Annotated in this window: 24 protein-coding genes; 9 read left to right on the top strand and 15 right to left on the bottom strand. The window is 70.7% G+C overall.

All coding sequences use genetic code 11. The features are described 5' to 3' along the window. Positions 1 to 214: 214 nt before the first annotated feature. Together ACZ3ZE_RS08480 and ACZ3ZE_RS08485 are read right to left on the bottom strand one after the other, a co-directional pair. Entirely contained in the window at positions 215 to 1,000 is a 786-nt protein-coding gene (locus tag ACZ3ZE_RS08480; RefSeq protein ID WP_363292033.1) for an alpha/beta fold hydrolase, read from the bottom strand. A gap of 34 nt (positions 1,001 to 1,034) precedes the next feature. Beyond that, positions 1,035 to 2,630, bottom strand: a complete 1,596-nt coding sequence (locus ACZ3ZE_RS08485; protein ID WP_467258044.1) for an ISL3 family transposase — start codon at positions 2,628 to 2,630, stop codon at positions 1,035 to 1,037. A 228-nt stretch (positions 2,631 to 2,858) separates the two neighbouring features. On the opposite strand from ACZ3ZE_RS08485, the gene ACZ3ZE_RS08490 reads away from it, so the two are divergent. Beyond that, entirely contained in the window at positions 2,859 to 3,878 is a 1,020-nt protein-coding gene (locus ACZ3ZE_RS08490) for a hypothetical protein (RefSeq protein WP_361621716.1), read from the top strand. Positions 3,879 to 4,053: 175 nt separating this feature from the next. Here the strand turns inward: ACZ3ZE_RS08490 and ACZ3ZE_RS08495 are convergent, their stop codons facing one another. The 8 genes from ACZ3ZE_RS08495 to ACZ3ZE_RS08530 form a co-directional block, all read right to left on the bottom strand. Further along, a complete protein-coding gene (locus ACZ3ZE_RS08495) occupies positions 4,054 to 4,485 on the bottom strand; it encodes a DUF4240 domain-containing protein (RefSeq protein ID WP_467258046.1) in 432 nt (143 codons plus the stop codon). Positions 4,486 to 4,528: 43 nt separating this feature from the next. Next, on the bottom strand, positions 4,529 to 6,124 hold the full coding sequence (locus ACZ3ZE_RS08500; protein ID WP_467258554.1) for an ISL3 family transposase: 1,596 nt from the start codon (positions 6,122 to 6,124) through the stop codon (positions 4,529 to 4,531). Positions 6,125 to 6,550: 426 nt separating this feature from the next. Continuing rightward, positions 6,551 to 6,820 (bottom strand): hypothetical protein, encoded by a 270-nt coding sequence (locus ACZ3ZE_RS08505; RefSeq protein ID WP_361173168.1) that lies wholly within the window; start codon positions 6,818 to 6,820, stop codon positions 6,551 to 6,553. A 147-nt stretch (positions 6,821 to 6,967) separates the two neighbouring features. Then, a complete protein-coding gene (gene melC2, locus ACZ3ZE_RS08510; RefSeq protein WP_363293447.1) occupies positions 6,968 to 7,795 on the bottom strand; it encodes a tyrosinase MelC2 in 828 nt (275 codons plus the stop codon). Positions 7,796 to 7,836: 41 nt separating this feature from the next. Then, complete coding sequence (gene melC1, locus ACZ3ZE_RS08515) at positions 7,837 to 8,229, bottom strand: apotyrosinase chaperone MelC1 (RefSeq protein WP_361173162.1); 393 nt, start codon at positions 8,227 to 8,229, stop codon at positions 7,837 to 7,839. A gap of 288 nt (positions 8,230 to 8,517) precedes the next feature. Beyond that, positions 8,518 to 9,264: a succinate dehydrogenase/fumarate reductase iron-sulfur subunit gene (locus ACZ3ZE_RS08520; RefSeq protein WP_361173159.1), complete on the bottom strand. Its 747-nt coding sequence runs from the start codon at positions 9,262 to 9,264 to the stop codon at positions 8,518 to 8,520. Next, on the bottom strand, positions 9,261 to 11,204 hold the full coding sequence (locus ACZ3ZE_RS08525) for a fumarate reductase/succinate dehydrogenase flavoprotein subunit (protein WP_361173156.1): 1,944 nt from the start codon (positions 11,202 to 11,204) through the stop codon (positions 9,261 to 9,263). Before ACZ3ZE_RS08525 ends, ACZ3ZE_RS08520 begins: the two co-directional genes overlap by 4 nt. After that, positions 11,205 to 11,951, bottom strand: a complete 747-nt coding sequence (locus tag ACZ3ZE_RS08530) for a succinate dehydrogenase (protein ID WP_467258048.1) — start codon at positions 11,949 to 11,951, stop codon at positions 11,205 to 11,207. A 95-nt stretch (positions 11,952 to 12,046) separates the two neighbouring features. On the opposite strand from ACZ3ZE_RS08530, the gene ACZ3ZE_RS08535 reads away from it, so the two are divergent. Continuing rightward, complete coding sequence (locus ACZ3ZE_RS08535) at positions 12,047 to 12,943, top strand: LysR family transcriptional regulator (RefSeq protein ID WP_361173153.1); 897 nt, start codon at positions 12,047 to 12,049, stop codon at positions 12,941 to 12,943. Positions 12,944 to 13,005: 62 nt separating this feature from the next. Here ACZ3ZE_RS08535 and ACZ3ZE_RS08540 read toward each other — a convergent pair whose 3' ends face one another. Both ACZ3ZE_RS08540 and ACZ3ZE_RS08545 read right to left on the bottom strand, forming a co-directional pair. Beyond that, on the bottom strand, positions 13,006 to 15,180 hold the full coding sequence (locus ACZ3ZE_RS08540; RefSeq protein WP_361173150.1) for a putative bifunctional diguanylate cyclase/phosphodiesterase: 2,175 nt from the start codon (positions 15,178 to 15,180) through the stop codon (positions 13,006 to 13,008). Next, positions 15,177 to 15,989, bottom strand: a complete 813-nt coding sequence (locus tag ACZ3ZE_RS08545; RefSeq protein WP_361173147.1) for an SAM-dependent methyltransferase — start codon at positions 15,987 to 15,989, stop codon at positions 15,177 to 15,179. Before ACZ3ZE_RS08545 ends, ACZ3ZE_RS08540 begins: the two co-directional genes overlap by 4 nt. Positions 15,990 to 16,484: 495 nt before the next feature. Here ACZ3ZE_RS08545 and ACZ3ZE_RS08550 point away from each other — a divergent pair, with 495 nt between their 5' ends. From ACZ3ZE_RS08550 to ACZ3ZE_RS08560, 3 genes are all read left to right on the top strand, one after another. Then, a complete protein-coding gene (locus tag ACZ3ZE_RS08550) occupies positions 16,485 to 17,162 on the top strand; it encodes a hypothetical protein (RefSeq protein ID WP_467258050.1) in 678 nt (225 codons plus the stop codon). Between the two features lie 28 nt (positions 17,163 to 17,190). Continuing rightward, positions 17,191 to 17,955 (top strand): bestrophin-like domain, encoded by a 765-nt coding sequence (locus tag ACZ3ZE_RS08555; protein WP_361173141.1) that lies wholly within the window; start codon positions 17,191 to 17,193, stop codon positions 17,953 to 17,955. Between the two features lie 167 nt (positions 17,956 to 18,122). Next, positions 18,123 to 18,683, top strand: coding sequence for a hypothetical protein (locus ACZ3ZE_RS08560; protein ID WP_361173138.1), 561 nt, complete (start codon positions 18,123 to 18,125; stop codon positions 18,681 to 18,683). A gap of 138 nt (positions 18,684 to 18,821) precedes the next feature. Here the strand turns inward: ACZ3ZE_RS08560 and ACZ3ZE_RS08565 are convergent, their stop codons facing one another. Then, a complete protein-coding gene (locus tag ACZ3ZE_RS08565; protein WP_361173135.1) occupies positions 18,822 to 19,349 on the bottom strand; it encodes a hypothetical protein in 528 nt (175 codons plus the stop codon). A 326-nt stretch (positions 19,350 to 19,675) separates the two neighbouring features. Here ACZ3ZE_RS08565 and ACZ3ZE_RS08570 point away from each other — a divergent pair, with 326 nt between their 5' ends. Next, the gene (locus ACZ3ZE_RS08570; protein WP_361173132.1) at positions 19,676 to 20,335 is read left to right on the top strand and encodes a class F sortase; all 660 of its coding nucleotides are present in this window, start codon (positions 19,676 to 19,678) and stop codon (positions 20,333 to 20,335) included. A 70-nt stretch (positions 20,336 to 20,405) separates the two neighbouring features. On the opposite strand, the gene ACZ3ZE_RS08575 is transcribed toward ACZ3ZE_RS08570, so the two are convergent. Continuing rightward, complete coding sequence (locus ACZ3ZE_RS08575) at positions 20,406 to 21,269, bottom strand: polysaccharide deacetylase family protein (RefSeq protein ID WP_467258052.1); 864 nt, start codon at positions 21,267 to 21,269, stop codon at positions 20,406 to 20,408. 90 nt (positions 21,270 to 21,359) lie between these two features. Here ACZ3ZE_RS08575 and ACZ3ZE_RS08580 point away from each other — a divergent pair, with 90 nt between their 5' ends. Then, positions 21,360 to 21,806: a universal stress protein gene (locus ACZ3ZE_RS08580; RefSeq protein WP_361173126.1), complete on the top strand. Its 447-nt coding sequence runs from the start codon at positions 21,360 to 21,362 to the stop codon at positions 21,804 to 21,806. A gap of 42 nt (positions 21,807 to 21,848) precedes the next feature. Here the strand turns inward: ACZ3ZE_RS08580 and ACZ3ZE_RS08585 are convergent, their stop codons facing one another. Beyond that, on the bottom strand, positions 21,849 to 23,039 hold the full coding sequence (locus ACZ3ZE_RS08585; protein ID WP_467258055.1) for a CapA family protein: 1,191 nt from the start codon (positions 23,037 to 23,039) through the stop codon (positions 21,849 to 21,851). A 228-nt stretch (positions 23,040 to 23,267) separates the two neighbouring features. Here ACZ3ZE_RS08585 and ACZ3ZE_RS08590 point away from each other — a divergent pair, with 228 nt between their 5' ends. Together ACZ3ZE_RS08590 and ACZ3ZE_RS08595 are read left to right on the top strand one after the other, a co-directional pair. Then, positions 23,268 to 23,837, top strand: a complete 570-nt coding sequence (locus ACZ3ZE_RS08590) for a sigma-70 family RNA polymerase sigma factor (RefSeq protein WP_361173120.1) — start codon at positions 23,268 to 23,270, stop codon at positions 23,835 to 23,837. Next, a complete protein-coding gene (locus tag ACZ3ZE_RS08595) occupies positions 23,825 to 24,247 on the top strand; it encodes a PaaI family thioesterase (protein ID WP_467258057.1) in 423 nt (140 codons plus the stop codon). Before ACZ3ZE_RS08590 ends, ACZ3ZE_RS08595 begins: the two co-directional genes overlap by 13 nt. Positions 24,248 to 24,307: the final 60 nt, after the last annotated feature.

Below are 24,307 nucleotides of genomic sequence, written 5' to 3' on the forward strand. Positions count from 1 at the left end.
TCCTCTGAACTTCCGTGCCTTCATATCCGGACGGACTGTGAGAGGTGGCACCCCGCAGGAGGCGTACTTCGTTCAGGTCGGCCAGGGCATCACGAGGAACGACGATGGCTCTGTACGCGAGATCAGACAGCACTTGTTCACCAGATCGGGTTCTGGCTCAGGTTTTGTGGTCCGTTACGGTGGGTTACCGGGTGAAGGTCTCATTCGGGTAGATTCACAGCAAACCGAGGAACTCGTTTACAGCTGCGGCGAACTCGTCTGGGACGGTCTCGTGGACGGTGTGTCCGGCAGGAAGTTCCATGAGCTGGGTACGGGGGCGCCGCGTCGCCATGTCCTTTGCGTGCTCCGCACTGAGCACTGTGGTCCGGCTGCCGCGAACAAGCAAGGCTGGGCAGTCGCTGGAGATCCAGTCGCTCCAGTGGTCCCCGTTAAGCTCCTGCTGCGAGGCATTCATATCCTTCGGGTCGAAGGCAAGGCCCCATCCATCGGGATACTCACGGACGGCGCCTATGAGGTATCGCGCCGAGGTGCCGAGTCCTTCCAACAGTTCGGCCCGGGTCGGTGCCCGGTGCGGCCAGGCCAGGCTGAAGGACAAGTCGTCATCGACCTCGGCGCCGATGTCCTCGACGATGAGTGCGTCCACAAGTGCGGGGAACCAGGCCGCGAGTTGGTAGGCGTTGACGCCGCCCAGGGAATGGCCGAGTACGGCCGCCCCGTGGATCCCCAGATGTTCCAGCACCGCCGCGGCGTCCTCGACGTAGCCGGTGCGGGAGAAATCGGAAGACCTGTCGGAGAGGCCGTGTCCGCGCTGGTCGAGCGCGATGATCCGCCAGGAGTCCCTCAGCTCCCGGGCCAGGTGCGCGAAGGTGCGGCCATCTCCGAAGTGCCCGTGCAGGGCAAGTAGAGGACGCCCCGGACCGCCGAAGTCGAGGAAGGACAGGCGACGCCCTGCCACCGTCAAGGACGCGCGCTTCGGCTCGGGCGGAATCGTTGACGTCATGGCCGCCAGTATGCAGGGTTCCAATTGTCCAAGGTCACGAAGCGAGCAGTACTCGCTTGCGCAGGAGCTTGAAGCCGGCTCGTCCGTACATCTGCCGCTTGATCATTTTGATGCGGTTGACGTGGCCTTCCACTACACCTGAGCTCCAGGGCAGGGTCAGGCCGGCTGCGACGGCCGCGAGGTCGCGTTCGAGGCCGTTGATGAAGGTGTGCATGCTGGGCAGGTCGTCGGCCCGGACCGCGGCAATCCACTCAGGGATCCGTTCTCCCTGGAGCTGGGTGAGCATCTGCCCGAAGGAGCGGACGTGCCCGGCGAGGGCGTCCAACTCGGGGCACCCGGCCAGGACAGACTTCAGCTTCAGCCGCTCCTTCTCCGCAAGGGCGTCCGGGTGGGTGAGGATCCACCCGGCCACAGTCCTGGGCGACGGCGGCCGGCCATCCGGCACGGCGTCACGGAAGGGACGAAGGTAAGCGCGGACGGCGCCATATCCACCTGCGTACCCGTGGCTCTGAATCTCCTTCCAGAGGGTCCAGGCGTTCGTGCAGCCCCCTGCCCACCGCTCGTGCAAGTACGGCTTGAAGTCGTCGAGTTTCGTTCTGCGGTTCTGCCACTGTCCCTGGAAAAGCTCTTCCGGGCTTGCCACGTCGGCCAGGCGCTGAACGGTTCGGTAGGTCATCCGGAGTTCGCGGGCGACCGCGCGACGGCTGTGCCCTTCGCCGAGCATTCCGTGGACGATGGCGTGTTTCTCGCGGATTCGGTCGGCGAACCGGTGCCCCGTCGGCCAGGGCGACGCGCCTGCTTCAGTAGCCCGTGGCGTGGTGACGCTCTCGGAGCCGGGCACTGTGAATGGCACCCGCAGGCAGGCCCGATGGCGCGACACGCATCGCTCGGCGGCTTCGCCGAGGTTGCGCCAGAGATGGAAACGGTCTGCGACCTGCACCGCGGTGGGAGCCCCGGTGCTTGCGCCCTCGGCGAAGAAGGGCGCACGGTCGCGGCAGACCACCTCGACCCTAGGACACTCAGCGAGCCAGGCAGCGACGGTGGCCGCCTCACGATCGGGCAGCAGATCCACGGGCCTGCGGGTTTCGACGTCGACCAGCACAGTCCCGTAGATACGGCCCTTGCGCATCGCGTACTCGTCGATGCCCACCACCCGCGGGGACGACGATTGAGGGTCAGGCATGGCATCAACCAGCCGAAGTACCGTGCTGCGGCTGACGGAGATGCCGAAAACGTCCGCAAGGCGGGCGCCGGCTCGGCCGGCCAAAGCGAGACCCACCTCGGCCAAGGCCGCCCGCAGCCGCTCAGTCCGCTGAGCATGACGGCGGGTCAGTCCGGGGATCTGTTCAACGAAGGTCTGTCGTCGGCAGGAGGTACCCGCGCAGGTGAACCGGCGGACTCGCAGGCGCAGCACGACACGTCTTCCAACGCTCGGAAGGTCGGCGGGGAAGCGCAGGTAAGACCCATGAATGCGGCTCGACCACCCTCCGCAGCCCGGACACTCGGCACCAGCCGACCTACGCGTGATCCCGATCCAGATCGCCTCGCCGTCGTCCTTCGCCGACACCACCGCCACTTCAGGGTCCGATAGGAACAGGAGCTCTTCCAGCCGGAGCAGCACTTCGTCCACGGCCTCGGACTCTCGGGCACGGCACAGCAGCCAGGGGGCATTTCAGGACGATCGAGGAGAGCCGGTCTGAAGATCAACAGTTACGGAGCGTGGATGCACCACAGAAGTTGAGCCAGAACCCCAGATCGGGAGTCACCTTGCCGACTCCCTCGAATCGAAATACTCACGGGTTCGGACAGCAGGGGCGCCTGTGAACGTGGTCGGTGGAGTGGCTTAAGGTCTGCGTCCATGCACCGCACTACGCCGCCCCGCCCGGTACACGTCGAGGCACTCTTCCCGAAGCTGGGCACGTTCCGCGGTACGACGACCCGGCTGCACCCGCGGCCGGGACGTCCCGACGCGTCGGTCAGCTCGGTCGGTGGTCCTTTGCTGTGGCCGGCCGACGAACCGTGGCCGGTCTGCACCGAGCCACACAAGCGCAGTAGCGGGTACCGCATCGCGGACATTCGGCGTGAGCGTCAGATACTCGCGGATCCCTGGGCACGTGACCGGCCCACAGACGAGGAACAAGTCCTTCTCAAGGAGCTCGGCCGCAGGCACCGCGATCGGGAGATCGCTGACACCGATTCGATCCCGCTGATCGGCTTGGCCCAGTTGTACCGGCGAGACGTTCCCGACCTCCCGCCCGGCCCGGACGGATGCGACCTGCTCCAGGTCCTTTGGTGTCCGTTCGAGGCACATGGCCCCAGCCGCTACGGCCTGGCCCCGCACGTGCGCTGGCGCCACTCCGACCAGGTCGCCGTGCCGCTGGACACTCCGCCGCAGCCGGCGCTGGTCGGCTTCAAGGGCTCGGTCGCCGAACCCTGTGTGCTACACCCCGAACAGGTCATCACCTACCCGTACGCCGGATCACTGCCGGCCAGGCTATGGAGAAAAATCGACTCCTGGGAAAATGCGCAGGAACGTAAGGCAGAACGACGCGGACTGGACGACGAACCGGTCACCTACCACCATGACCTGTCGATTCCGCGGGGCTGCCGAGTGGGTGGATTCCCCTCCTGGCACACGACCGACCCCCACTCGATGAACTGCGGAGCCTGTGCCGCGCCGATGGTCCTGCTCCTGACTCTCGACAGCTGGGAGTGGAGCGGCGCCAATGGCAGCTGGATGCCCAACGAGGAATGGAACGTCGCCGAGCGCCTACGGGACCGCTGCCCCACGCAGCTCACGATCGGCCGAGACGGCCTGCTGAACATCTTCGCCTGCCCCACCGAGCCCGGACACCCACACCGATGGTGCATCCAATAGGCCGGACGGAGCTTCTCGGGCTGGGTGCTGTCACCTCCCGTGAACATCGAAGCAGGACACCGCGCAGGTGCCTCCCAAACCCGTGAACAACTGACTTCACAACTCGGTTCTGGCACATATTCCGTGAGGACGATCAACGACGCTGGAGTTCGTCACCACCCGCGGGCCATGGCGTTCAATCAGCCCAGCCCTCGGTGTTGGAGCAGGATTCGTAGGAGTAGCGGGTATCGCGGTCCCACTCCTCCCCGGTGATGCGTTTGTATGCCCGATCCGGTGTGTAGAGCAGGGGCTCGGCCCAGATGAGGTCGATGGCGTAAGGAGTGAAGGCCGAAGGGGCCTGGAGGACTCTGTCGAATTCGGTGCGGCCGGCGGCGACGACCGCGGCACGGGTGTAGAGGAAGGCGTCATCGGACAGGTCGTGTCCGTACTCCTTGCGGTCCAGCCGGTAGAGCGCCCACGCCAGTTGTTCGGCAAAGCCGATGACCAGCGACAACGGGGACTGGGCAAGCCGCTCGGTGAGCGTGGCTGCAAGGAGTTGAGCGTCCGGGTCGGATTCCTCCGTGGGCCTGCAGTCCTCGATGAGCTGCCAGAAGGCGTCTTCGTTCATGCCAGCGAGCATGCCGCAGCGGTCTGACAGTCCTGGCTCCGGGTCACCAGTTTGCTGCGGCTGTGAGAAGGACGCGTTTGCGGAGCAGGGGGAGCTTGGCTCGTCCGAACATCTGGCGTTTGACCATCTTGATATGATTTACGCGGCCCTCGACGGGGCCGGAGTTCCAGCGTGTGCTCAGGCCCTGGAGCACGGCATCCCAGTCCTTCTCCAGACCGGTGGCGAATGCATGCAATCGGGGCAGGTCCGCGGTGCGGACGGCGATGATCCAGTCTTTGAGGTGTTGACCGGAGCGGGTTTGAAGGATCTCTGCGAAGCCGCGGACGTGCTCGTGGAGGGCCTTCAGCTCAGGGCAGTGGGCAAGTAGGGCGACGAACTGTTGGCGTTCTCCGTCGGCCAGATGCTCGGGGTGCCGCATCATCCAGCCGGTGATCCGGCGGATTCCTGGTGGTGCGGGTGGGACAACGCGGATGCGTTGGCGGCGCCTCGGTCGCAGATAGTCGCTGATGATCTGGTAGCTCCCGCGGTAGCCGAGGTTCTGGAGCTCGGCAAGCAGCTGGATGGCGTTGGTGTGTCCTTCGGCCCAGAGTTTGTCCAGGTGAGACTTGTAGGGGTCGAGCTGGCTGGCCCGGGGCTGATGCCTTCCGGTCAGCAGCTGTTCGGGGACTGCCGCGCGGGCGTTCCGACGGACGGTGTTACCGCCCATGTGCAGTTCCCTGGCGATCTCCCTGATCCCGTGCCCCTGGGCCAGCAGGGCATGGATGGTCGCGTGCCGCTCTCGGATACGAGCTTCGATCGGCGACATCGTCTTCGTCGCATCCGCGCTGTCGCCATCGCTCGTAGGGTCATCTGAGCTGGTGAAAGCCGTCTTGAGGCACGTGCTGTGGAGTCTGACGGTGGCTTCGACGGCGGTGCCGAGGTTCTGCCAGAGGTGGAAGCGGTCGGCCACTTGGATTGCGTTCGGTGCACCGGTCCGGGCGCCGTCAGCGTAGGAGCCGGCCCTGTCACGGCAGATGATCTCGGCGCCGGGATGCTCGCGCAGCCAGCCAGCGAGGGTGGAGGCGTCCCGGCCGGGCAGCAGATCGAGAGGCCGGCCGGTCTCGCAGTCGATGAGGACAGTGCCGTAGTGGTGCCCGCGACGGGTGGCGAAGTCATCGACACCCAGCACCTTTGGAACGGCCCAGAGCGGATCAGGCTCGGCCATGATCGCCCGCAGCAGCGTTGTCCGGCTCACCCTCGTCTGCAGGACAGCTGCCAGACGGGCCCCGGCCCGCCCTGCGAGGGCAACTGCAACGACCGCCAGGACACGGCGCGAGGCCGGAGTCCTTCTCCCGTACCTGAACGTCAGACCCGCGACCTGTTCAACGAACGTACGACGCCCGCACAAGGCGTTATCGCAGTAAAGCCGCCGCACGGTCAGTGCGATCACCACCGGCTGGTCACCGACCGGAGTGTCGGCCAGTCGGCGTTCGTAGCAGCTGTGCACATGACTCGACGGAAGCTCGCAGTCCGGGCACGAAGCCGTGCCATCGAGGGTTCTCGCAACGATGTGCACCACACCGCACTCCGTGAACACCCGCTCCACCAAGACCGCCCTGAACTGCGGAAACAACACCCTTATGAGGTCATCACACCGCACCACGGCCCCAGATGACGCGACGTCACCGTGGCAGAACGCCGGTGATCGTCCTCACGGAATATGTGCCAGAACCCACAACTCGTGAACAAAGCCACGACGACGTCCCAGCAGGCCAGCTCATCGGCAACGCCGCCCTGCGGCCCGCCGAATGCCGGCCTACAGCTCGCCCGGGAGACATACCGGGTATGACGCGTCGCCCCTGGCCAGGAACTCCTGCCGCCAGAGCGAGGCGAACACCATCACGATCGTGATCACCATCAGCGTCGGCGCCGCAATGGACGCGCGGCTTGCTGTCCTCTAGCAACTGGTCCGCGCACGTGTGGGGGTCCCCGGCAGATGCCGGGGACCCCCACACGCTCTTCTCGGATGCCGCCGGGGCGGTGGGCGTCGGCGCCTGCGGTCTGACCCGTCGCTGCCCGCGAAGGGTCAGCCCAGAGCGATCGGGGACCGCAACTTGTAGAGCTGGCCGCCGTGGGAAGCGCCGTCCGGATTCGTCTCCGCCGGCGGCGGAGGGAACCCGCCCCCCACCACAGGGGCCGATCCGGTCATGAGGGAGCGCGGAGCGATCACTTCCTCCCCGTCGACCACCACTTCGTCTTCGAGACCCTGCTCGGCTGCCGCCTGAGACAGAACCTCCGCGACCTCTTCCACGCTCTGGTCCTCGCAAGGGACGATGCGGACCACGTCATCATTCACGATGCTCTCCAACTACCAGGGGCGCCGAAGCGGCACCCAACCCATAGTCGCCAGCGCATCACTCCTTGCCGCCCCGGCCACGTGCGAGAGCCCTCGCTTCACCCATATGAGCGCCTGCGACCCGCGCACGCGAACCCAAAACACGCCCTAGGCCGCCGTGTCGAAGGTGTAGTGGCGGGTGTGGTCCAGCATGTCCGCCGGGGTCACGTCGTTCCACGGGCGCATGGTGTCGTTGAGGTCGACGACGTCGGCGGTGCCGGCGGCCGGGAGGTACGGCGACCGGGGGTGGCGGGCCTGCCAGTCGGCCCACAGCTTGTCGATGAAGGCGTGGTGCATCCAGAACACGGGGTCGTTCGGGGAGACCCCGGTGGCCATCTGGCCGCCGACCCAGACGTGGACGCGGTTGTGGAGGTTGACGCCGCGCCATCCCTCCAGGTGGTTGCGGAAGCCGTCCGAGGAGCTGTTCCAGGGGGCCATGTCGTAGGTCTCCATGGCCAGGACGGAGTCGACCTCGGCGCGGGTGGGCAGCTGGCGGCCGCCGGCGCCCAGGTCGCGGCGGAGGTAGTCGCGCCCGTCGACGCGGACGTTGATCGTCCAGCGGTTGCCGGAGCGGGCGAACGCGCCGTCGAGGACCTGGCCGTCGCGGGCCCGTCCGGTGCCGCCGAGGAAGTCGGGGGCCCAGAGCGAGGAGCTGGTGGTGCGGTCGGCGGTCCAGTCCCAGTAGGGCAGGGTGACGGTCGCGTCGACGGACTGCAGGGCCTGCTCGAACTGTATGAGGAAGCGCCGGTGCCAGGGCAGGAAGGAGGGCGAGCGGTGGCCGACGCGGTCGCCGCTGTCGGTGTCGCTCATGATGAAGGCGTTGTGGGTGGTGACGAAGGTGTCGTAGCGGCCCGAGCGCTTCAGTTCGAGGAGGGCGGCGACGAAACGTCGCTTCTCGTCGGCGGTGAGGGCGGCCTGGTTCTTGCGTACGGTCACGGTGGTACGGCTCCTGGGTGGAACGGGCGTGCGGGATCGGGTCAGGCGAGGGTGAGGGGGACGAGCGCGGCCCCCTGGAGCTCGCGTACGGCCGCGCGGGCCACGGCCTTGGGCGTGGCGACGGGGTCGTAGTGGTTGATGACGCTGATCCAGGTGCCGTCGGCGTTCTGCATGACGTGCAGTTCCTCGCCGTCGATCGTCACGGAGTAGCCGCCCCCGTGGTGCCCCCCGTGGTGACCGCCGCCGTGCGACGGGCCGCCCTTGATGCGGCGGCCCTGGTAGACCTCGTCGAAGGCGGCCGGCTCCGGGCCGGCCGCCGGTGCGGCGGCGCGTGGCGTGGCGGCGCCGGCGGTGCCGGCCAGGGCGAGGCCCGCGACGGCGCCGGCGGCGCCCGCGGCGACACCCAGGGCCTGGCGGCGGGTGATGCTGGACATGGAAACCCCCAAATGGACAGGTACGACCGGGGGTTTGGTCATATGCCCCCGGCAGGACCCATCAGTACCCGGAGGTGCCCGGACGCCGGAAATCACCCGGAGTGGGTTGGCTGCGATATGGACAACTCGCCATGATCAGTACAGCCTTGAACGGAGTTGATCTTGCGGTTCCGGCGCACGGAAGCGCCCCGGAACGAAAGTTCTGCGAAGATCACGGGGATCTTGTGAACGATCTTTCGTTCCGGGGCGCCCGGCGTGGTGGGGCTCACGCTCCCAGACTGTCCGGATTCAGCCGCGCGCCGACCGCCGCGCCCGCAGCCACTCCTTGTTCATCGCCGCGATCGACGGCAGCGGGATGCCCTTGGGGCAGGCCGTCGCGCACTCCCCGGTGAGGGTGCAGCCGCCGAAGCCCTCGGCGTCCATCTGGGCCACCATGTCGAGGACCCGGGTCTCCCGCTCGGGCGCGCCCTGGGGCAGCACGCCCAGATGGTTGACCTTGGCGGAGGTGAAGAGCATCGCCGAGCCGTTGGGGCAGGCGGCGACGCAGGCGCCGCAGCCGATGCACTCGGCGTGCTCGAAGGCGAAGTCGGCGTCCGCCTTGGGGACGGGGGTGGCGTGGGCGTCGGGGGCGGAGCCGGTGGGGACGCTGATGTAGCCGCCGGCCTGGATGATCCGGTCGAAGGCGGACCGGTCGACGACGAGGTCCTTGACGACCGGGAAGGCGGCGGCCCGCCAGGGTTCGACGTCGATGGTGTCGCCGTCGCGGAACGCGCGCATGTGCAGCTGGCAGGTGGTGGTGCGCTCGGGGCCGTGGGCGTCGCCGTCGATGACGAGGCTGCACGCGCCGCAGATGCCCTCGCGGCAGTCGTGGTCGAAGGCGACGGGGTCCTCGCCGCGCAGGATGAGGTCCTCGTTGAGGGTGTCCAGCATCTCCAGGAAGGACATGTCGGGCGAGACGCCGTCCACGTCGTAGGTGGACATGGCGCCTTCGGCGTCCGCGTTCTTCTGGCGCCAGACGCGCAGGGTGAGCCTCATGCGTAGCTCCGCTGGGTGGGGTGGACGTGTGCGAAGACGAGGTCCTCCTTGTGGAGGACGGGGGTGCCGGACGGGGTGGACTCCCAGGCGGCGACGTACGCGAACTCCTCGTCGCGGCGGGCGGCCTCGCCGTCCGGGGTCTGGGACTCCTCGCGGAAGTGGCCGCCGCAGGACTCCGCGCGGTGCAGGGCGTCCAGGCACATCAGCTCGGCGAGTTCGAGGTAGTCGACGACCCGGTTGGCCTTCTCCAGGGACTGGTTGAACTCCTCGCCCGTGCCGGGCACCTTGATGCGGCGCCAGAACTCCTCGCGGATCTCGGGGATGCGGCGCAGTGCCGTCCGCAGACCCTCCTCGGTGCGGGCCATGCCGCAGAACTCCCACATGAGTGCGCCGAGTTCGCGGTGGAAGGAGTCGGGGGTGCGGTCGCCGTCGACGGCGAGCAGGAGGTGCAGCCGGTCCTCGGTCTCGGCGAGGACCTCCCGTACCTCCGGGTGGGCGTCGGTGACGGGGGTGTCGTGCGGGTGGCGGGCCAGGTAGTCGTTGATCGTGGCGGGCAGGACGAAGTAGCCGTCGGCGAGGCCCTGCATGAGGGCGGAGGCGCCGAGCCGGTTGGCGCCGTGGTCGGAGAAGTTGGCCTCGCCGATGGCGAAGAGGCCGGGGACCGTGGTCTGGAGGTCGTAGTCGACCCAGAGTCCGCCCATCGTGTAGTGCACGGCGGGGTAGATCCGCATCGGCACCTCGTACGGGTTCTCGGCGGTGATCCGCTCGTACATGTCGAAGAGGTTGCCGTACTTCTCCTCGACCTCGGCGCGGCCCATCCGGCGGATGGCGTCGGCGAAGTCGAGGTAGACGCCCTGGCCGCCGGGGCCCACGCCCCGGCCCTCGTCGCAGACGTTCTTGGCGGCGCGGGAGGCGATGTCGCGGGGGACGAGGTTGCCGAAGGAGGGGTAGACGCGCTCCAGGTAGTAGTCGCGCTCGTCCTCGGGGATCTCGTTCGCGGGCCGGGTGTCGCCGTGCGCCTTGGGGACCCAGATGCGTCCGTCGTTGCGCAGCGACTCGCTCATCAGGGTGAGCTTGGACTGGTGGTCGCCGGTGCGCGGGATGCAGGTGGGGTGGATCTGGGTGAAGCAGGGGTTGGCGAAGTACGCGCCGCGCCGGTGGGCCCGCCACACGGCGGTGGCGTTGGAGTTCATGGCGTTGGTGGACAGGTAGAAGACGTTGCCGTAGCCGCCGGTGGCGAGGACGACGGCGTCGGCGTAGTGGGTGGAGACGCGTCCGGTGATCAGGTCGCGGGCGACGATGCCGCGGGCCCGGCCGTCGACGACGATCAGGTCGAGCATCTCGGTGCGCGGGTGCATCTCGACGTTGCCGGCGGCGATCTGCCGGGACAGCGCCTGGTACGCGCCGAGGAGGAGCTGCTGGCCGGTCTGGCCGCGGGCGTAGAAGGTGCGGGAGACCTGGACGCCGCCGAAGGAGCGGGTGTCGAGCAGTCCGCCGTACTCGCGGGCGAAGGGCACGCCCTGGGCGACGCACTGGTCGATGATCTCGACGGAGATCTGGGCGAGCCGGTGCACGTTGGACTCGCGGGCGCGGAAGTCGCCGCCCTTGACGGTGTCGTAGAAGAGGCGGTGTACGGAGTCGCCGTCGTTGCGGTAGTTCTTCGCGGCGTTGATGCCGCCCTGGGCGGCGATGGAGTGGGCGCGGCGCGGGGAGTCCTGGTAGCAGAACTGGACGACCTGGTAGCCCTGTTCGGCGAGGGTGGCGCCGGCGGCTCCGCCGGCGAGGCCGGTGCCGACGACGATGACGCGGTGGCCGCGCCGGTTGGCGGGGTTGACCAGCTTCGCCTGGAAGCGGCGGGTGTCCCAGCGTTCGGCGAGGGGGCCGGTGGGGGCCTTCTCGTCGGTGAGCGGGGCGCCCAGGGTGTAGTCGGGGGAGGTCATTCAGCTCACCACTCCGGTCATGACGGCGACGGGTACGGAGACGAATCCGGCGGTCAGCAGCAGCGCGAGACCGTTGGCCGTGGCCTTCAGGACGCGTTCGCGGCGGGCGTTGCCGACGCCGAGGGTCTGGGCGGCGCTCCAGAAGCCGTGCCGGACGTGGAGTCCCACGGCGAGCATGGCGACGATGTAGACGAGGTTCCCGTACCAGGTGGAGAAGGTGTCGACGACGTTCTCGTACGGCCGGCCCTCCTGGAAGCCGCCGGAGTGGACGGTGCCGGTGGTCAGGTCGAGGACGTGCCAGACGATGAAGAGCCCGACGACGACCCCGCCCCAGCGCATGGTGCGGGTGGCGTAGCTCGCCCTCCTGCGCCGGTGGACGTACGCGGTGGGGCGGGCCTTCAGGTCGCGCCTGCTGAGCTGGTACGCGGAGACGGCGTGCGCGACGACGGCGGCGAGCAGCACGATCCGGGCGATCCACAGGCCCCACTGGTGGTGCAGGACGGGGGCGCCCATGGTGCGCAGCCAGTGGCCGTAGGCGTTGAACTCCTCGGGGCCGAAGAAGACCTTGAGGTTGCCGGCCACGTGGGCGACGAGGTACGCGAGCATGGTCAGGCCGCTGACGGCCATGACGGTCTTCTTGCCGATCGTGGACGCCCAGAAGCCACGGGTGGGGCCGGTGGGCGGGCGGCCCGCCCGCCGGGCGGTCCGCCGGTCGCTCTCCCGGTCGGGGTTGGTTGCCAGAGCCATGCCAGCGACGGTAGGGGCGAAGGGCCCGAGAGGTCCAAGACATGGTTCGGCTGATCTCGATAGGCCCGCCCTATGGTGCGGGGTAGGCTGGCCTCATGCAGTTCCAGCAGCTCCTCTACTTCGTCGCCGTCGCCGAGACCCGCCACTTCACCCAGGCCGCCGAGCGGGTCCACGTCTCGCAGCCCTCGCTCTCCCAGCAGATCAAGGCCCTGGAGCAGGAACTGGGCGCGGAGCTGTTCAGCCGGGCCCGCGGCAACATCACGCTCACCGACGCGGGCGAGGCGCTGCTGCCGCTGGCCCGCCGGATCCTCGCGGACACGGACACCGCCCGGCACGAGGTGCAGGAGCTGGTGCAGCTGCGGCGCGGCCGGGTGCGGCTCGGGGCGACGCCCAGTCTCTGCACGGGCCTGCTGCCGGACGTGCTGCGCACCTTCCACGACCTGCACCCGGGCATCCGGCTGCTCATCGAGGAGGGCGGCTCGCACGACCTCGTACGGGAGCTGGCGCGCGGCGCGCTCGACCTGGCGCTCGTGGTGCTGCCGCTGCCGACGCCCTCACCGGCCCTGACGACGGTCGAGCTGCTGACCGAGGAGCTGGTGGTGGTCTCCTCGGCGTCGGCGCCCGCCCCGCGCCGGCCGGTGCGGATCGCCGACCTCCGCGAACAGCCGCTCGTGATGTTCCGGCACGGCTACGACCTGCGGGAGCTGACCGTGGGCGCCTGCCGGGCGGAGGGCTTCGAACCCTCCTTCACGGTGGAGGGCGGCGAGATGGACGCCGTCCTCGGTTTCGTACGGGCCGGGCTCGGGCTCGCCGTCGTGCCGACGATGGTCGCGGCGCGCGCGGGCCGCGACCTGCGGGTCACGGCCCTCGCCCGCCCGGGGCTCCAGCGCACGATCGCGCTGGCGCACCGCAGCGACGTGGCTCCCCCGCGGGCGGCGCGCGAGCTGCAGAGGCTGCTCATGGCCTCCCGGAGGGGCGGCACGGGGGACTGACCTCCCGGGGCCTCATGCCGTCGGCACCGCGCCGGATCACGGCCCGCCGCTCACCTTCCCCGCTACACCGCGTCCGCCAGGACCAGCGAGTGGATGCGGTCCGGGGCGCCGGGGCGGGCGTAGTACCAGCCCTGGGCCGTGTCGCAGCCGAGCTCGCGGAGCTGCTGGGCCTGCGCGCCGGTCTCCACGCCCTCGACCGTGACCGCCAGCTCCAGGCTGTGGGCCAGGTGCACGATCCCCTCGACGATCTTGAGGTCGACCGGGTCCACGGGGTGCTGCTGCATGCCCTGGGTGAAGGAACGGTCCAGCTTGAGGACGCTCACCGGGAGCCTGCGCAGGTTGGCGAGGTTGGAGTAACCCGTGCCGAAGTCGTCGAGCGCGATGTCCACGCCCATCTCGGCCAGCTGCCGCAGCGGCTTGAGCAGGTCGTCGTCCGCGCCGATGAGCGCCGACTCGGTGACCTCCAGGCAGAGCGCGCCGGGTTCGAGTCCGGAGCGCTCCAGGACGTCGACCGTGTCGGCGACGAGCCGCGGGTGGTGCAGCTGGGTCGGCGACAGGTTGACGTTGATCCGCAGCGGGCCGCCGTCGGCGTGTCGGGTCTGCCAGAACCGGGCCTGGCGCACGGCCTCCTGGAGCACCCAGCGGCCCAGCGGCACGATGAGGCCGGTGTTCTCGGCGAGCGGGATGAACCGGTCCGGGCCGAGCACGCCGTGCTGCGGGTGGCACCACCGTACGAGCGCCTCGGCGCCGTGCACGCTGCCGTCGTCGAGGTGCACGAGCGGCTGGTACTCGATGAAGAACTCGCCGCGCTCCAGGGCGAACGGCAGGGCGGTGGTGAGCCCGTGCCGGGTGATGGCCCGGGCGTCGGCCTCGGCGTCGGCGAACTCGAAGCGGTTGCCGCCCGCCGACTTGGCCCGGTACATGGTGATGTCGGCGCTGCGCAGCACCTCGGCCGCGGTGCGCTCCCCCGCCGGGCCCTCGACCACGCCGACGCTGCCGCGCACGGTCAGTTCGCGGCCGTCGATCCGGATCGGGGAGGCGAGGGCGGCGAGTATCCGGTCGGCGAGTTCGGCGACCTTGTGCTCGCTGTCGGGCCCGGTGGTGAGCGCCACGAACTCGTCGCCGCCGAGCCGGGCCACCATCTCGCCGGGCGCGGTGACGGAGCCCTGGAGCCGGTCGGCGACCTCCACGAGCAGCCGGTCGCCGGTGGCGTGGCCGAGGCTGTCGTTGATGGCCTTGAAGCCGTCGAGGTCCAGGTAGCACAGGCCGAAGCGGTTGCGTTCGCCGGGCGCGAGGGTCTTCTCCAGGCGCTCGAAGAACAGGGTGCGGTTGGGCAGTCCGGTGAGCGCGTCGTGCGTCGCCTCGTACCGCAGCCGCAGGTTGAGCAGCCGCCGTTCGGTGGTGTCCTCCATCAGCGCCAGCTGGTAGCGGGGGACGCCGGCCGCGTCGCGCAGCAGCGAGACGGTGAGGTTGGTCCACAGGACGGTGCCGTCACCGCGGTAGTACGGCTTCTCCACCCGGTAGTGCTCACGCTCGCCGCGCACCAGCTCGTCGTACAGGCGCCAGACGTGCGGGCCGTCCTCGGGGTGCGACCACTCGGCGATGTTGCGGCTGAGGACGTGCTGTTCGAGGCCGCCGAACATGCGGGTGAGGGTCTCGTTGACCTCCAGGACGTTGCCGGCCAGGTCGGCGATGCCGATGCCGATCGCCGCGCCCTCGAAGATCGCGCGGAAGCGGCTCTCGGTGGCGTGCAGGGCGAGTTCGGCGGCGCTGCGGGCGGAGAGCGCCGAGTGCGCGATCGTCTCCTGCTCGTTCAGCGTGCGTTCGCGCAGGGCCTGCGCGAAGCCGGCGGCCATGGCGTGCTGGAGCCGGGAGCAACGGGCCCGCAGCTCCTCGGCGGTGGCGCCGGCGGCGTCCGGCTCGTCCGCGCAGTACAGCACCAGATAGGCGTCGACGACGCCGAGGCTGCGGGACAGCGCGTCCGGGTCGGTGCAGTGCGCGGCGATCAGGGCCTGGCCGACGCGGTGCGCGGGCGCGGTGTCGAAGGGGCGGGCGCGCAGGGCTCCGGTGAGTTCGCGGGCGAGCGGCAGCAGGTGCTGTTCGAACTCCTGGCGGGTCATGGAGGTCGCGGTGACCGGGAAGACAGCTCTGCTCCAGATGGTGACGAACCGTCTGATTCTGTCCTCGGGGCCGTCGGCGTCGGCGACGGACCCGGCCGGCTGGGACGGTACCTTCACGCCTTACGCCCCACCCCTGCGAACCCGGAGAAGGCGTAGGGGTCCTCCTCCTCTTCCGGACTGTCGGGACGCCAGCGGGGCATCGACACGAGTCCGGGTTCGACGAGTTCGGTGCCGTCGAAGAAGCGGGCGATCTCCCCGTGCGAGCGCATCACCAGCGGGCTGCGGATGTCGCGGTAGACGTCGACGGTGCCGCCGGCCTGCTCCTGGGAGCTCGGGATGCCCTCGTAGGAGGCGTGGGTGAGGACGAGGAGGCTGCCCGGGGCGAGCGCGTCGAGCAGCTCGGCGACGGCGGTGCCCGGGTCGTCGGCGTCCTCCAGGAAGTGCAGGACGGCGACGAGGAGCAGGGCGACCGGCCGGTCCAGGTCGAGGAGTTCGGACACCTCGGGGCTGCGCAGGATCGTGTCGGGCTTGCGCAGATCGGCGGCGAGCACGGCCGAACGGGTGTCCCCGGCGAGCACGGCCCGGCTGTGGGCGACGGCCACCGGGTCGTGGTCGACGTAGACGACGCGGGCGGTGTCGGCGGCGGCCTGGGCGACCTCGTGGACGTTGCCGAAGGTGGGTATGCCGGAGCCGATGTCCAGGAACTGGGTGACTCCGTTGTCGACCGCGTACCGCACGGCGCGGCGCATGAAGGCACGGTTCGCCTGCATGACCTTGGGGAGACCCGGCATGAACTCCATGGCCTTGCGGGCCGCTTCCCGGTCCACTTCGAAATTGTGCGAGCCGCCCAGATAGAAGTCGTACATTCGGGACACGCTCGGCATCGAGATATCGATGCCCGGCGGAGCCCAGGCGGGACGCTCCATCAATGTCTCCAACAAGTCGCCACGGGGGATACGGCCATGTGTTCGCGGCCGACGTTCGAGCCGAGGCTACTGATCGCTTGCCTGGAGAGCGAGTAGAAACGGAAATTCGCGATCCGTTCTTGGTCACACGCCATTGGCACGTGCGGCGGGAACGGAAGAGTTCACGCCTTCGGCCCGTGCAAATTCACGTGCATATGGTCGTGCCCCGCTTCCGGGGCCGCCACCGGAAGGGATCGGGTGGCCCCGGCCGCCCTCCGAGGGACGACAACCGGCCACTTACCCCGCCCACCCTCTCCCCCGCGGGAGACACCGCGTCAATACGCCTCAAGACCTCTCAATCCGGCGCAACAGCACGCCCATTGGGGCCAGTGCGCACCAACGGGTCGACCGCGCCAGCGGAAACGTCAAACCCGTGCACCCGGAAAACCCCTCCATCCGGGGAATCCGAGGCCGTTCCGGGCCTACGGCCCGATGCGCGTGATCATGCTGCTCGGCGTGTCTCTGTTGTCTCAGTACGGATCGCTCCTCGTGCGGCCCCTGGCGGCCGGCGCGCTCGTGTGGCTGCTCGCCACACCGGTGCCCGTCGCCGCCGACGCCTGCGCCTCCGCCATCACCGGACCCGACGGTTCGAACACCGTGGTCTCCTTCGCCGGGCGGGGGCCCTGCCACCCGACCCACCACCCGCACCCACCCCACCCGACGCATCCCACGCACCCCACCCACCCCTCTCACCCGACCCATCCACCGCACCCCACCCACTCCCCGTGCCCCACGGATCCACCGGAGCCGACCGAGCCGCCCAAGCCCACCGAGCCGCCGAAGCCCACGAAGCCGCCCGAGCCGCCCAGGCCCACGCCGCCTCCACCGCCGCCACCGAGCCCCGAGCCGCCGCCCGCGCCGAAGCCCCCGCCCGTGCGGCCCGCTCCCCCGCCGCGGCCCGCGCCGCCCGCGCCCGCCCCGACCACGCCCGAGGCCGAGCCGCCCCCACCGCCGAGACCTTCTCCCCCGCCCACCGCGCGCCCGCGCCCGGCCGCGCCCGTGGCGCTGCCGCACTACCGGCCCACGGCGGCCCGGGCGAAGCCGAAGAGCGCCCCGAACGTGCTCACCACGACCCTGCTCATCACCGCCCCGGCCGTGATCGCGACCGCGATCCTGCGCCCCCGCTCCCGCTGAGTCCCACGCTCCGCCACCGGAGGAAACCTTGTCCGAATGGCTCGTCCTGACCATCGCGATGGCCGCCGCGTGCGCCGTCGTGCTCACCATCGTCGTCATCAACCACCGGAGGATCCCCGAGGACGACGACCCCAGCGAGACCCCTGACGTCATCGAGTACATGACGATGATGATCGGCGTGGTCTACGCCATCGTCCTCGGTCTCGCCATCGCCGGTGTCTGGGAGGCCCGCAGCGCCGCCCAGGAGACCGTGCGCCAGGAGGCGCAGGCGCTGCACGAGATCTCCGCGCGGGCCGAGGTGTACCCGGTCGCCGCGCGCGAACGGATCCGCTCCGACGTGGACACGTACGTCCGTTACGTCGTCGAGGACGAGTTCCCGCACATGACCGAGCACGGCGAGCTCAGCGACAAGGGCACGGAGCTCCTGGAGAAGGTCCGCCGGAGCGTGACCGACTACCAGCCGGCCAACGACTTCGAGGGTCAGGCCTACCAGCCGCTGGTGGACCAGGTGGCCGTGGCCGACGACGCGCGGGGGGCCCGCGGGCAGAGCGCCGGGGACACGATGCCGGGCGTGGTGTGGTTCGGGCTGATCATCGGCGCGCTGGTGACGGTGGGCCTGATCTTCACGCTCCAGATCCGGCGCACCGGGAAGGAGTTGCTCCTCGCCGGCCTGTTCAGCGCCCTCATCGCCTTCCTGCTCTTCCTCATCTGGGACTTCGACGCCCCCTTCGGCCGGGGCATCGCGGCGACCGCCGCGCCGTTCACCGATCTGTTCCCGCAGCTCACGGGCTGATCAGGGGGCCGAATGTAGGCCGGGCGGGGGACATGGGTGCCCCATTCGCACGTCTGGGATCGCGGCTGTGATAGTGCGCTCCTAGCGTTTCGGGCATCGAGGTGCATGCCGTCCGATGTGTGGAAACCCCTTCCGCAGCAGCTCCTCGGGTACCCGGAGGATTCACCATGCGCGCGATACGTGCCGCGTCCGCCGCTCTGCTGGGGGCGGCCGCCCTCGCCCTGGCCGCCCCGCTCGCCGTCGCCGCCGACGGCGCCCCCGCCGTGCCCGCGCCCCGGGCGCCCCGCGCGAAGCAGGCGGGCGACTTCGTCATCTCACCCGGGGTCGTCGCACCGGGCGGCCGGATCACCCTGAGCGCGCCGGGCTGCGCGAGTACGGCGACGGCGTCGGCCGGCATCTTCGACACCGTCACCATCGCCCCGGGCTCGGCGGCGACCGCCCTGGTGGACGCCGACGCCAAGCGCGGGGCCGTCTACACGGTGGCGTTCCACTGCACGGGCGGGATCGGCGGCACCGTCGACCTGACGATCAGCGGCGGTGCCACCTCGACGCCCACGGCCAGTTCGACGCTGCTCACCCCGCCGCGCGGAGTCCAGGGCGGCCTCGGCGGCTCCGTCGGTGCGATGGACGCCTGGACGCCGGCCGTGGGCGGTGCCATGGTGCTGGCCGCCGTGGCCGGTGTGGTGTTCGTCGTGCGGCGCAGGGCCGCCGAAGGCCGCCGCCACTGACGGTGTACGGACGGGGCCCCCCGCCCGTACACCGTCCTCGTCCCGCGGGGCAGCACCGGACAGGCCCGTCGCCCCCGGGTCCTGGAGAGCAGGACCCGGGGGCGACGGGGTGACGGGCCGACCGGGAGGTTCGACCGGTCAGACGCCCGCGCCGGCCATACGGCGCCGGCGGGCGATGAACAGTCCGCCGCCGAGCGCCGCCGCGGCGACGAGCGAACCGCCGACGGCCATCTCCGTGGAGCTCGGGGCGAGCGATCCGCCGAGGCCACCCTGTGCGCCCTGTCCGGCGAGGACACGGAACGGCTGGGTGAGCGTACGGCCGCCGCACTGGACGGCCAGGTTGTACTGGCCGGGCGTGGCGTTGTTGAAGATGCGGGCGGTGGCGGTGGACACCCCGTTGACGGTGGCGGAGAGCGTGGTCGTCGCGAAGGCGTTGGACGTGACCGTGCCTCCGGCGCAGCCCCGGACGGTGATCGTGAGGATCGCCCCCTGGTGGACCGCGAAGGGCGACACCGTGACGCCGTTGGAATTGTCTCCGCCCCGCTCGGCCTGGAAAGGGTTGACGGTCACGCTGCTGGGCCCGTTGGTGGCAGTGGCGAGGGGGGCGGCGAGCCCGAGCGCCGCGAACGCGGTCGCCGTCACCGCCAGAGTGCGTGCAGCACGCATGGTGGAACCTCCTGTGGAAGACGCCCCAAAGCGGTGCTCCGGGAGATTCGACGAGTACGTCTTCCATGACGAACCATCACAAGCCGGACCAGGCCCCGCATGTTGGCCTTGGGCCACACCGGTGACGCGGGGCACCGGCCGAACGGGGGTCGGCGTCCGACGGTTCCGCAGGTCACACGACATCGGGCCGATGATCTGACGAGTACTCGGATGGGGCATCACCCGGACGCCACCCGCGTCGACGGCCGACACCCGTTCGCCCCGCCCCGATCGCCGCCCTCCCCGGGCGCCCTTACCGTTCCCGTGACGCCCACGAAGGGAGAACCATGAGGACCAAGGACTTCAGCGTCCTCGACGCCGCCAGGAGACGCCAACCCTGGGGCGCCCTGGCTCTGGTCATGCTGTCCGGCCTGGCGATAATGCGCAACGGCGTCGGATTCGAATCGGGACCCCCGCAGCCCACCGCCGCGGCCCGCCCGGTCACCCGTCCCGTCGGCCCCGCTCCGACCGCGGCCGCCGGACTCGAACCGCTGCCCTTCGCCCCGGCCTCCCGGATCAGGATCCCGGCGCTCCGCGTGGCCGCACCGATCATGGACGTGGGCCTGGACGACAACGGCTGGATCAGCGCTCCCCCTCCGCAGGACGCCAACCTCGCCGGCTGGTACCAGAACGGCACCGCGCCGGGCATGCGCGGCACCTCCGTCGTCGTGGGCCACGTCGACAACCTGGCGGGCCCCGCCGTCTTCTACGGCCTCGGCTCCCTGCAGAAGGGCCAGCACGTCGAGGTCGAACGGTTCGACGGCCGGGTCGCCGTCTTCGAGATCTACGGGGTCGAGGTCTACGCCAAGAACGACTTCCCCGTGCAGGTCTACGCCGACACCGGCGAGCCCGAGCTCCGCGTGATCACCTGCGGCGGCGGCTACTCGCGGGCGCACGGCTACGACGGCAACGTCGTCGTCTACGCCAGGATGGTCGGCTCGCGGTAGCGGCCGTACGACGAGGGCCCCGGCACGTCCGCCCGTGCCGGGGCCCTCGTCCTGCCCGCGGGGCGGCGGCTCAGCGGCGCGGGACGGTGATGCTGTAGCCCGCGTCGAGGAGTTCGGGCAGATAGCGCTTGAGCGCGGCCACGCTGTGCGCGCGGTTGCCGCCCGCGTCGTGGTTGAGCACGACGACCCCGGACCCGGCCCCGTCCAGCACCCGGCGCACGATGGAGTCGGTGGGCGGCTCCTGCCAGTCCAGGGTGTCGACGGTCCAGGCCAGCGGCTCCATGCCCAGCTCTGCGCCGATCTCGAACGAGAGCCGGTTCCACGCCCCGTACGGCGCCCGGTACCAGAGCGGCGGGGTGCCGAGGGCCTGTTCGACGACCTCGCTGGTGGAGCCGAGCTCCTGGCGGATGCGGGACGGCCGCAGCTTCGGGACCAGCGGGTGCGACCAGGTGTGGTTGCCGACCACGTGTCCGTCCTCGGCCATCTCCTTGAGCAGGTCCTGGTTGTCGACCGCCATCTCGCCGCAGACGAAGAACATCGCGCGGCAGCCGTACCGGCGCAGGGTCGCGAGGATCTCCGGGGTGTAGCGCGGATCGGGTCCGTCGTCGAAGGTGAGCACCATCGAGCGGCCGACGCCGGTCAGGTGGAGGAAGGGCCGGGTGCGCACCGGCGGGATCGCCCGGCGGAAGGCGGGGGGCGCGTAGCCGGTCATCGGCTGGAGGCGGTAGGCGGCCGGGCGCAGCCTGGCCTGCGGCTGCGCGCCCGGCGCACCGGCCGGACGCGGACGCGCCGGGGGCGCCGCCCCGGTCGCGGGGCCGGCCTCGGAGCCGCTCATGCGGTCCGCCGCGAAGACCCCGACGGTGGCCGTGGCCCCGAGCGCGGCGGCGAGCCTCAGCAGCGACCGCCGTCCCATGGGCTTCTCATCGTTTTTCATGGCCAATGGTTCGTACGGAGGACCCCGCGCGCTTCTCAGCGACACCGGGCCCCCGCTCGAAAGCACCCGATGAGCCGATAGCCTCGGAGGGTGAGTGGTTTCGAACGAGGTACCGACGGCCCGAAGGTGATCGTGGCCGGAGTCGACGGCTCCGAGTCCTCCCTGCGCGCCGCCTCCTACGCGGCCGGGCTCGCCCGGCGGCAGAACGCCCTGCTGGCCCTGGTGTACGTGCAGCCCCTGCTGACGGCGGGCGCGGCCGTGGGCGCGCCGGTGGCCGGGACCACGGACGAGATCGCCGAGGGCCTGGTGAAGGAGATCCGCGAGGCGACGGAGCGGGTGAAGGAGATCTGGCGGGTGCGCTGGGAGTTCCACACCTTCCGCGGGGACCCGTACGCGGGCCTGGTCGCCGCGGCGGACGAACTGAAGGCGGACGCGGTGGTGGTGGGCGTCTCGGAGTCGGCCGGTCACCGTTTCGTCGGCTCGGTCGCGGTGCGCCTGGTCAAGGCGGGCCGCTGGCCGGTCACCGTGGTGCCCTAGCCGGACTCCTCGTACCGGGGGCTCACCGGGGTGCGCCGGGGCTCACTCCCCCATCACGAGGCCGTCGCGGGCGGCGCCGCGGCCGAGGACGACCTCGCGGATGGCGTCGCGCGGCTCGGTGTACTGCTCCTCGCCCTCGCGGAGGGCCGCGTTGAGGTTCACGACCCGGCCGCGGGCGGTGTCGAAGAACTGCGGGACGAACTCGGCCCGGGAGACCTCCCAGCGCGCGCCGGGGGTGGCCGGCGGGGTGAAGGTGAAGCGGGCCAGGGTGCCCTGGTTGCCGCGCTTGTCGTAGGCGCCCTCGTAGTTGACCATGTCGCCGGCGATCTGGTCGCCCATGCCATAGACGATCCAGGTGCCGTTGACCTTCTCGTACGCCTGCGGGATGTGGGCGTGCGTGCCGAGGACGAGGTCGATGTCGGGGCGGCCGCCGGTCCGTGCGGCGGTGAGGGAGCGGCCGAGGGTGAGCTGGCGGTCGTCGGGGGCGGTCTGCCACTCGGTGCCCCAGTGGAGGGAGACGACCACGACGTCGGCGCCGGCCCTGCGGGCGGCCCGGGCGTCGGCGACGATCTTCTGCTCGTCGATCAGGTTGACGGCCCAGGGCTGCCCCTCGGGCAGCGGATAGCCGTTGGTGTCGTACGTGTAGGCCAGCTGGGCCACGGTGGCGCCGCCGGCCTTGAGCAGGGCGGGCCTGGCCGCCTCCTCGGCGGTGCGGGCCGATCCGGCGTGCCGTACGCCCGCCTTGTCGAGGGCGTCGAGGGTGCGGCGCAGTCCGGCGGCGCCGTCGTCGAGGGTGTGGTTGGAGGCGGTGGAGCAGGAGTCGTAGCCGGTCTCCTTGAGGGCGGCGGCGACCTCGGGCGGCGACTTGAAGGCCGGGTAGCCGGTGTAGGGGCCGCCGTCCTCCCCGTACACGGTCTCCATGTGGCAGATCGCCAGGTCGGCACGGGAGACGACGGACTTCACGCCCGCGAGCATGGGGCGGAAGTCGTAGCCGGCGCCGCCCGCGTCGGCGGCGGCCTGGCGGATGATGGAGTCGTGCGGCAGGACGTCGCCGGAGGCGACGAGGGTGAAACCGGCCGGGGCGGACGCTCCCCCCGGCGCCGCGGGAGCGCGCGGTGTCCGGGTCGGGGAGGCCGGGGCGTCGGCGGCGCGGTCCTGGGCCGCGCAGCCGGTGGCCGCGGCGAGCAGGAGGGCGGCGAGGGCCGCCGCGCCGGGTCGGGTGCGTGAGGTCATCTGCCGGCTCCGCCGATTCATGGGATGAACATCTGATCCTGTGAATTCACCGTCGGCGAAGGCCCCAGTCAAGGGTCATTGCCGCAGACCGCACCAAACCCCGCTGAATCGGACGCAAGGGTTCCGCCCGACCGTTCGCCGTACCGTTCACCGCGCGGTGCGACCGTTCGTCGCAGACCGCTGTCCGTTCCCTGTCCCTCACCGCCCGGATGCGTTCGGATACGGCCCATGACCACGGCAACCACCGACGAGCGGACCCTGCAGGAGCTCCAGGCCGAGCACGGTCCGGCGCTGCTCGCCTTCCTGCTCGGACTGACCCACGGCGACCGGCAGCGCGCCGAGGACCTGGCGCAGGAGACCCTGGTGCGGGCCTGGCTCCATCCCGAGGCCTTCGCCGCGCCCTACGAGTCCATGCGCCCCTGGCTCTTCACCGTCGCCCGGCGGCTCGCCATCGACGCGCGCCGCTCCCGGCTCGCCCGCCCCGCCGAGATCGGCGACTCCGCGCTCGCCGTCACCGCCGATCCGGGCGACGCCACCGAGTCCGCCGACGCGGCCCTCGACGTACGGGCCGCCGTGCGCGGACTCAGCCCGGAGCACCGCGCGGTCCTCGTCCGGCTCTACTTCCACGGCCTGACCGTCAACGAGGCCGCCGCCGAGCTCGGCATCCCGGCCGGCACGGTCAAGTCCCGCTCGCACTACGCGCTGCGCCTGCTGGGACGGCGGCTGCCCGGCTACCGGCCGCCCCGGCGCACGCCCGTTGCCCGCTCGCGGGCCACCGCCCCACAATGCCCCTCGTGACGCTGACTCTGACCTCCGCCGAAAAGATCCTCGCCGACAACTTCGCACCCTGGGTGCTCGATCTGGGGCTCACCGTGGCCTCCGTCGACGGCCAGGAGGCCGTCCTGCGGCTCCCCTGGTCCAACCGGCTCGCCCGGGAGGGCGGCGGCCTGTCCGGACAGGCACTGATGGCCGCCGCCGACACGGCGACGGTGCTCGCGGTGGCCGCCTCCCGCGGCGGCTTCGTCCCGATGACCACGGTCCAGCAGTCGATCAGCTTCCAGCGCGCGGTGGTCGGCACCGACGTCCTGGTGCGAGCCCGGCTCACCAAGTCCGGCAAGCGGATGGCGTTCGCCGACATCACCATGACCGCCGAGGGAAGCGAGGAGACGGCCGCCCACGCGACGGCGGTGTACGCGCTCCTCGGCTGACCTCCCCGAGCGCTCCCGCCCCGTACCTCACCCGAGTCACACGGCTCCCACCTGCACCGA

The sequence above is a fragment of the Streptomyces sp. NPDC023157 genome (assembly GCF_055560575.1).